Source organism: Streptomyces sp. NRRL B-1347, from assembly GCF_000720325.1.
Taxonomy (GTDB): Bacteria; Actinomycetota; Actinomycetes; order Streptomycetales; family Streptomycetaceae; genus Streptomyces.
Genome location: NZ_JOJM01000155.1, coordinates 1 through 5197 on the forward strand (window position 1 = coordinate 1; position 5197 = coordinate 5197).

Below are 5197 nucleotides of genomic sequence, written 5' to 3' on the forward strand. Positions count from 1 at the left end.
GCCGGTGGTCGTGGCGGCGGGGCCCGGGATGGTGGCGAGCCTGCGGGGGGCGAAACCGGACAGATGGGCCACCCGGCCGCGCACCCCGGCGCCCGCGCAGAACAGGAACCCCATACGCCATGAACATGGCCGCAGACCTGGCCCGCCGGGCCGCCCGCAACGGGTGGCTCGAACGGCCCGCCTACCACGAAGACGCACACACCCTCACCCACGGCCGCCTGCACCAGCTGGCCGCCCAGGCCGCCACCGTCCTGGCCGGCGCCGGCATCCGCCCCGGCACCCGCGTCCTGATCGCCCTGCCCGACACCCTCGCCTGGCCCGCCGCGTTCCTGGCCACCGCCCGCCTCGGCGCCGTCGCCGTCCTGGCCAACCCGCACCTGGCCGCCGGCGAACACGCCCACATCGTGCGCGACGCCCGCCCCCGCCTGGCCCTCACCGATGCCGCCCTGGCCCCCCGCTTCACCGCCCTGGCCCACCTCACCGGCGACGCGCTCCTCGACCTGTCTCTTATACACATCTCCGAGCCCACGAGACCGAGGCTGATCTCGTATGCCGTCTTCTGCTGGCCTTCCCGCTGTATTCGGGCGGCTCCGCCGTCCTGCTGCCCGCCCCGCCCCGCCCCGCGGCCATCGCCGCCCTGGCCGCCCGCCACCGCGTCACCCACCTGCACGCGGTCCCCTCCGCCTACGCCGCCCTGCTCACCCACGGCGACCCGGCCGCCTTCGGTCACCTGCGCGCCGCCGTCTCCGCCGGCGAACGCCTCAGCCCCGCCCTGGCCGCCCGCATCACCGCCCACCTGGACGCCCCCGTCCTGGACCAGCTCGGCTCCACCGAAGCCGGCCACGCCTTCAGCTCCAACAGCCTCACCCGCCACACCCCCGGCACCGTCGGCACCCCCGTGCCCGGCTTCGAACTCCAGCTGCGCGACCGCCACCACGCCCCCCTGCCCGACGGCGTCGAAGGCGACCTGTGGGTCCGCGGCCCCACCCTGATGCCCCACTACCTCAACCGGCCCGAGGAGACCGCCCGCACCCTCGTCGACGGCTGGCTGGCCACCCGCGACCGCGCCGTACGCAACCCCGACGGCACCTACACCCACCGCGGCCGCGCCGACGACCTGGAGATGGTCGGCGGCATCACCATCTCCCCCACCGAGGTCGAAGAAGTCCTCGCCGCCCACCCGGCCGTGCGCGACGTCGCCGTCGCCTCCCTGCCCAACGCCGAAGGCGCCACCAAACTGCGCGCCTTCGTCGTCCCCCACCGCCCCGGGCACGCCGCCGGCCTGGAAGCCGAACTGACCGCCCTGGCCCGCACCCGCCTGGCCCCCTTCAAAGTGCCGCGCAGCGTGCACTTCGTCGACTCCCTGCCGCGCACCGCCACCGGCAAACTCCAGCGCTTCCTCATCCGCACCACCACCGACAGCGCCAACGCCGACAGCTCCGCCAGCGCCAACGCCCCTGCTGCCACTGCCCGCTGACCGTCTGACCGGCCGCCCGCGGCCGCCACGAAAGGACACCCCTCATGCCCAGGCTCGCCCTGCCCGAGAAGGCCTTCTACCTCGGGCTGCTGTGGGAGAAGGCCGCCGAGAAGCACGGGCCCGTGCCCGTCACCCTCGACCAGCCGCTCGCCACCTTCCCCGGCGCCGGCACCGACCTGACCTACCGCTCCGTCGCCGACCTCGTCGACGACCTCGCCGCCCGGCTGTGGCACGTGGGCATCCGCCCCACCGAACGCGTCGCCGTCCACAAGGACGACAACTTCGACATCGCCCTGCTGGCCGCCGCCACCGCCCGCATCGGCGCCGTCCCCGTCGTGCTGTCCGCCGCCCTGAGCCCCGACGTCGTCACCCAGCTCCTGGCCCGCCTGGACCAGCCCTGGCTCATCAGCGACGCCGCCAAACTCTGTGGCCCCCTGGCCGGCACCGACCTCACCCCCCTGGTGCGCGACACCGTGCTGGCCGGCACCGCCGCCCACGGCAGCCTGCGGCTGCTGGCCGACATCACCGACGCCCCCCGCCGCGAGCCGGTGCGCCTGCACCGCCGCCAGACCGCCCTGATCACCCACAGCTCCGGCACCACCGGCGTCAACAAGCTGATGGTCCACAACGCCCGCGCCCTCTTCCACCGGCTGCTGCCCCAGCAGCTCATCGCCTGGCCCGTCCGCAAGAAGGAAACCGTCGCCCTGGCCATGAGCTACGTCCACTCGCGCTTCTACCACTCCCTGGGCGTGTTCCTGAACTACGGCAACCCGCTGGTCATCCTCACCGACCCCGACCCCGACACGGTCGCCCCGATCTTCACCCGCACCCGCCCCGGCCTGGTCGAGACCCACCCCAACAACTTCATCCAGTGGGAAGACCTCGCCGACGCCCCCGGCGCCCCGCTGTCCAGCGTCCGCTACTACAGCAGCACCTTCGACGCCATCCACCCCCGCACCATCCAGCGCCTGCTCGCCGCCTCCCACCGCCGCCGCCCCCTGCTGGTCCAGCTCTACGGACAGAGCGAGACCGGCCCCATCTCCGGCGCCTGGTACACCCGCAAGAGCGCCGAGAAGAACGACGGCCGCGACGTCGGCTTCGTCCTGCCCGGCTTCATCAAGCTGCGCGCCGTCGACGACAACGGCCGCCCCGTCCCGCGCGGCCAGGCCGGCCACCTCGAACTGCGCGGCCGCGGCACGATCATGACCTACCTCGGCGAGGACGAGCGCTACCAGAACCAGCGCCACGACGGCTGGTGGCGCCTGGGCGACATGGGCTCCCTGCACCGCGGCGGCAAACTCCGCCTCATCGACCGCGAGATCGACCAGATCGACACCATCGACAGCAACCTCGAACTCGAGGACGTCCTGATGTCCCGCCTCGACGAACTCCTCGAAGTGATCATCGTGCCCGGCGCCGACCACACCCCCGTGCCGGTGATCTGCACCCGCCGCGACGCCCCCCTCAGCCAGGAGCGCTGGCAGCAGGCCACCGCCGGACTGCCCGCCCTGGCCGCCCCCCTGCACTGGCCCTTCGCCGAGGTGCCGCGCACCTCCACCTGGAAGGTCCGCCGCGTGGAGATCACCCGCATGCTCCGCGACGGCCAGCACCCGGCCGCCCCCACCCCCACCCCCGCCACCACCTGACCCCCGCCACCTGACCCCTGGCCCTCGACTCCCCGCCCGCTACGCCTCTTTGCTGGAAGGACTGACCATGGCACCCCCCTCGCCCCACCCCCAGACGCACCCCGTCCTCGTGGTCGGCGCAGGCCCGGTCGGGCTCACCGCGGCCCTGGCCCTGCGCCACCACCAGATCCCCGTCACCGTCCTGGAAGCCGACCCCGCCGACCGGCGCCGCCCCGGCAGCCGCGCCCTGTTCGTCCACCGCGACTCCCTGAACCTGCTGGGCACCATCAGCCCCGGCCTGGACCAGACCCTCATCGACCACGGCGTCATCTGGCCCACCCGCCGCACCGTCTACAAGGACCGCGAGGTCTTCTCCCGCACCTACCCCCTCCAGACCGGCGCCGGCGCCCCGCCCTTCACCAGCCTGCGCCAGGTCGAGACCGAAAAGCACCTGCTGCGCGCCTGCCAGGACGCCGGCGTCCGCTTCGTCTGGGGCGCCCCCGTCACCGGCACCGAACCCGGCCCCGAGGACGTGCGGGTGTTCACCGCCGACGGCACCGTCCACCACGCCCGGTTCGTCATCGCCGCCGACGGCGCCCGCTCCACCGTGCGCCACGCCCTGGGCATCCCCATGAGCGGCACCCGCTCGAAGGCCTTCCACGTCGTGGTCGACATCGCCGAGGACCCCGCCGACCCGCTGCCCCTGGAGCGCGTGTTCACCTACGAACACCCCGCGCTCGGCGGGCGCAGCGTGATGCGGGTGCCCTTCGCCGGCGGCTTCCAGCTCGACCTGCAGGGCAAGGACGGCGACGACCCCGAGCAGTGGGCCACCGAGGAGGCCGCCCGCGCCTGGGTGGCCCGCGTGGTGCCCCCCGCCTACGCCGACCGCCTTCTGTGGGTCTCGCGCTACCACTTCCTGCAGGTCGTGGCCGACGCCTTCACCGACCCCGCGCACCGGGTGCTGCTGGTGGGCGAGGCCTCGCACCTGTTCCCGCCGTTCGGGGCGCGCGGCATGAACAGCGGCATCGCCGACTCGGTGGCCGCCGCCGACGCCGTCGCCCAGGTGCTGGCGGGCGGGGAACGCGCCGCGGCCGTCGGCGCGTTCGCCCACGCCCGCCGCGAGGCCGCCCTGTTCAACTCCCGCGCGGCCGGCACCGCCCTGGCCCATCTGCGCCCCCGCCACCGCAGGACCCGGCTGCTGCAGGCCTTCTCCGCCCGGATGGCCCCGCTGGTGCCCGCCTGGGGCGAATGGCTGGAGCGCGCCCCCTACGGGCCGCGCACCGCACCGGCCACCGCCGTGCACGGAAAGTACTGAACCGCCGTGCCCAGCCAGCAGACGGCCTGGTTCGCCTGGCGGCCCGGCTCCCACCTGGCCCCCGCCAGCCCGCCCGACGCCCCGGTCCTGGCCGCCGACTCCTGGCTCGTCCAGGGCGGCCGGGCCCGGTTCACCGCCGGGCACCGGGCCCGCTTCCTGGCCGCCTGCCGGGCCGCGGGCGCGGGCCCCGGCCTGGACGCGGGCGGCTTCTTCACCCAGGTCCTGGCCCGGCTGCCGCGCACCGGCGCCTGGTTCCCGCGCGTCGAACTGCTCGGCGGCGCCCGGCCGGTGCTGGGCCTGCGCCTGCGGCCCAGCCCCGCCCGCACCGCCCAGGTGCGCCTGGGCTGCTGGTACGGGCCCGACCCGCGCACCTGCCCGCGCCGCAAGGGCCCCGACCTCGCCGCCCTGGGCACCTTGCGCGCCCACGCCCTGGACCGGGGCGCCGACGACTACCTGCTGACCACCCCCGGCGGCTGGGTGAGCGAGTCCACCTCGGCCACCCTGCTGTGGTGGGAGGGCGAGAGGCTGTGCCTGCCCGCGCCCGGCCTGCCCGTCCTGCCCGGCATCACCGCCGCCTGGATCACCGCCCGCGCCACCCGGCTCGGCATCCCCCTCGCCGCCCGCCCGGCCCGCCCGGCCGACCTGAGCGGCCACGAGGTGTGGCTGGTCAACGCCCTGCACGGCATCCGGCCCGTGACCGCCTGGCCCCACACCCCCTACCGGGCCTGTCTCTTATACACATCTCCGAGCCCACGAGACCGAGGCTGATCTCGTATGCCG

4 protein-coding genes and 1 pseudogene are annotated in these 5197 nt (G+C 75.1%); all 5 read left to right on the forward strand.

Annotated elements, in window-relative coordinates:
• Window positions 1–125: 125 nt before the first annotated feature.
• A pseudogene (locus IG74_RS54530) lies at window positions 126–389 on the forward strand (AMP-binding protein); the annotation flags it as partial.
• 212 nt (window positions 390–601) lie between these two features.
• A complete protein-coding gene (locus IG74_RS54535) occupies window positions 602–1477 on the forward strand; it encodes a class I adenylate-forming enzyme family protein (protein WP_324607539.1) in 876 nt (291 codons plus the stop codon).
• Between the two features lie 44 nt (window positions 1478–1521).
• On the forward strand, window positions 1522–3123 hold the full coding sequence (locus IG74_RS0143840) for a class I adenylate-forming enzyme family protein (RefSeq protein WP_051856694.1): 1602 nt from the start codon (window positions 1522–1524) through the stop codon (window positions 3121–3123).
• 67 nt (window positions 3124–3190) lie between these two features.
• On the forward strand, window positions 3191–4417 hold the full coding sequence (locus tag IG74_RS0143845; protein ID WP_030689239.1) for an FAD-dependent oxidoreductase: 1227 nt from the start codon (window positions 3191–3193) through the stop codon (window positions 4415–4417).
• Window positions 4418–4423: 6 nt separating this feature from the next.
• The gene (locus IG74_RS0143850; RefSeq protein WP_063761360.1) at window positions 4424–5185 is read left to right on the forward strand and encodes an aminotransferase class IV; all 762 of its coding nucleotides are present in this window, start codon (window positions 4424–4426) and stop codon (window positions 5183–5185) included.
• The last annotated feature ends 12 nt before the right edge of the window (window positions 5186–5197 follow it).